2 protein-coding genes are annotated in these 3,404 nt (G+C 62.0%); both read left to right on the plus strand.

Annotation, left to right across the window (positions count from 1 at the left end; all coding sequences use genetic code 11):
* Window positions 1-118 precede the first annotated feature (118 nt).
* Window positions 119-2,365 (plus strand): alpha-galactosidase, encoded by a 2,247-nt coding sequence (locus Q0526_RS12985; protein WP_298734324.1) that lies wholly within the window; start codon window positions 119-121, stop codon window positions 2,363-2,365.
* A gap of 21 nt (window positions 2,366-2,386) precedes the next feature.
* Window positions 2,387-3,404 (plus strand): alpha-amylase family glycosyl hydrolase (locus Q0526_RS12990; RefSeq protein WP_298734327.1); only part of this gene is annotated, 1,018 nt, incomplete at its 3' end.

Here is a 3,404-nt window from a genome sequence, read left to right on the forward strand (position 1 = left end):
GACCGGAATGACCCGGTCCGCCCGCCTGCCGTTGTTTGTTGGGAAAACAGTGTGTCCGTTTTCCCCCGCTTCGGCAGGGTACGGCACTGTCTATATACTTTTTTCAGGAGGTCCTTTTATGGGCATTCAATTCGACACCGCCACAGGCGTTTTTGCACTGGAGACCGCGCACACCAGCTATCACATGCAGGTAGATCCCCGCGGCCACCTGCTGCACCTTTACTATGGCCGCAGCATCGGCCAAGGCTGCCTGAGCGATCTGTATCCCCCCGCCGACCACGGTTTTTCGCCGGACTACTACGCCTGCCGCCGGGAGCGGGGCGTTTCCCCCGATGTGTTGCCGCAAGAGTATACCGGCTGCAATGTGGGCGATTTCCGGTTGTCCTGTCTGGTGGTCCGGGATGAAACAGGCGCGGCCGGTGCGGATTTTGTCTATGTGTCCCATCGGATCCAGCAGGGCAAATACACCTTGCAGGACCTGCCCTGCGCCCATGAGGAAGACGGCGACGCCGAGACCCTCTGCATTACGCTGCGGGACTTCGTCACCGGACTGGAACTGGACCTCTTCTACGGCGTGTTCGCCCAGCAGGACATTATCACCCGGGCGGCCCGCCTGCGCAACAACGGCACCCACATCCTGCATCTGGAAAAAGCGGCCTCGGTCTGTCTGGACCTGCCCTTCGGCCAGTGGGATATGATCCACTTCCACGGCCGCCACGCCATGGAGCGCCAGATGCAGCGCACCCCGCTGGCCAATGCGATCCAAACCATCTCTTCCACCCGGGGCGCTTCCAGCCACCACCACAACCCCTTTGTGATCCTCTGTGACCGGGACGCCACCGAGACCTCCGGCCTGTGCTACGGCGTGATGCTGGTCTACTCGGGCAGCCACCGCACCGACATCGAGGTGGATCAAAACGGTTCTACCCGTGTGGTCAGCGGCATCCATGACGAGCGGTTCCGCTGGCGGCTGGAACCGGGGGACGCCTTTACCACCCCGGAGGTGCTGCTCTGCTGCGCCCCCAACGGTTTGACCGCCCTGTCCCAGCGGTACCAGCACTTTATCCGGCACAACATCTGCCGCAGCCCCTTCCGGTTTACCCGGCGTCCGGTGCTGATCAACAACTGGGAGGCCACCTACTTCCAGTTCAACACCGAAACCATCTGCCGCATTGCCGAGAAGGCCGCCAGTCTGGGCGTGGAAATGTTGGTGTTGGACGACGGCTGGTTTGGCAAGCGGGACGACGACAACAGCGGTCTGGGCGACTGGTATGTGAACGAGAAAAAGCTGCCCGGCGGCCTGAACCCGCTGATCGAGCGGGTCAACGCACTGGGCATGAAGTTCGGCATCTGGATCGAGCCCGAGATGATCAGCGAGGATTCCGACCTGTACCGGGCCCACCATGATTGGGCGCTGACGCTGCCCGGCCGTGACCCTGCCATGGGCCGCGACCAGTTGGTGCTAGACTTTGGCCGGGATGAGGTGGTGGATTACCTCACCGAAGTGCTGAGTGATCTTCTGCGCAACCACCACATTGAATATGTCAAATGGGACATGAACCGCAACATGTCCGATGTATACAGCCGTGCGCTGCCGCTGGAACGGCAGGGCGAGGTCGCCCACCGCTATATGCTGGGCGTGTATCGGCTGCTGGACCGGCTGACCACCGCCTTCCCCAACGTGCTGTTTGAGGGCTGCGCCGGCGGCGGCGGCCGTTTCGATGCCGGTATGCTGGCCTACTTCCCCCAGATCTGGTGCAGCGACGACACCGACGCCATTGAGCGGCTGACCATTCAGCACGGCACCTCCTTCGGGTATCCGGTGTCGGCCATGGGCGCCCATGTTTCGGCCTGCCCCAACCACCAGACCGGCCGCACCACCCCGCTGTGGACTCGCGCCGTGGTCGCCATGAGCGGTACCTTCGGCTACGAGCTGGATCTGGGCAAATTGAGCGATACGGAATGTGAGCAGGTCAAGGAGCAGATCCAGACCTTCAAGAAACTGTACGATGTGCTGCAAAACGGCCAGTACTATCGGTTGAGCGATCCTGCCCGGGAGCCCCGCTACACCGCGTGGCAGACCGTGACCGAGAAGGAAGCGCTGGTCAACTTGGTGCTGACCCACCCCGAAGCCAACGCCCGGCCGCTCCATCTCTGCCTGCGCGGCTTGGAGGAGGATGCCCTCTACCGGGTGGAGAGCCTGCAGGTCTACGGCACCACCTCTACGCCGGAAAACGGCGCTGCGGTCACCGACCGTTTGGTGGGCGCCGTTTACAGCGGCAGCACCTTGATGTATGCCGGATACACCCTGCCCCATCTGGTGGGTGATTTCCCCAGCGTGCAGCTGCATCTGGTTCGTGTGTGATATTCCAAAGGAGGAATCTCGATGAAATCCGGGAAGAAGAAAAAGGCTGCGGCTGCCAAAGCTGCGCCCACCGGTGCGGAGAAAAAGACACCGGCAGCGGCCCCCAAGGCCGCCCCGCAGCCGGTGTTGACTGCGGCCCCGAAAAAGGAAGCCTTGAACGCCGCCCCCAAGAAGGAGGCCCTCAAGGCGGCGCCGAAAAAAGAAGCCCTGAAGGCTGCGCCCCAAAAGCCGGCCCTAAAAGCTGCCCAGACCATTCCCCACGAGGAGGACGCCGCCTTTGAGCGCCGTCTGGCCCGCCACTACGACGAATTGAAGTGGCTGTACTGCGAGCTGTATCACGGAGATATGCAGGCTTTTGACTACTGCATCGCCATGCTGCGCCGGGCATGGGCGGACCGCAAACCGGCCCTGCGGGCGCAGGATGCCGCCCGGGAGGCCAACCCCAACTGGTATCGCCGCCGGGATCTGCTGGGCATGATGATGTACACCAATGCCTTTGCAGGCACCCTGAAAGGGGTGGAAGAAAAGCTGCCCTACATTCAGGAATGCGGGGTGAACTACCTGCACCTGATGCCGCTGCTGCAAAGCCCCAAAGGCCGCAGCGACGGCGGTTACGCGGTGGCGGATTTCCGCACCGTGCAGCCGGAACTGGGCACCATGGCGGATCTGGAACATCTGGCCGACGCCTGCCGGGAAAAGGGCATGAGCCTGTGTCTGGACTTTGTGATGAACCACACCAGCGAGGATCACGAATGGGCCCGCAAGGCCCGGGTCGGCGAACCGGGCTACCGGGAGCGGTATTTCTTCTACGACAACTGGGACATCCCCAACGAGTTTGAAAAGACCGTGCCGCAGGTGTTCCCCACCACGGCGCCGGGCAGCTTTACTTGGCTGGATGACTGCAAGCAGGTGGTCATGACCAATTTCTATCCCTACCAGTGGGATTTGAACTACGCGAACCCCGTAGTGTTCAACGACATGACCGAAAATCTGCTCTACCTGACCAACCGCGGCATCGACGTGATCCGTCTGGACGCGG

This window comes from uncultured Subdoligranulum sp. (genome assembly GCF_937890665.1).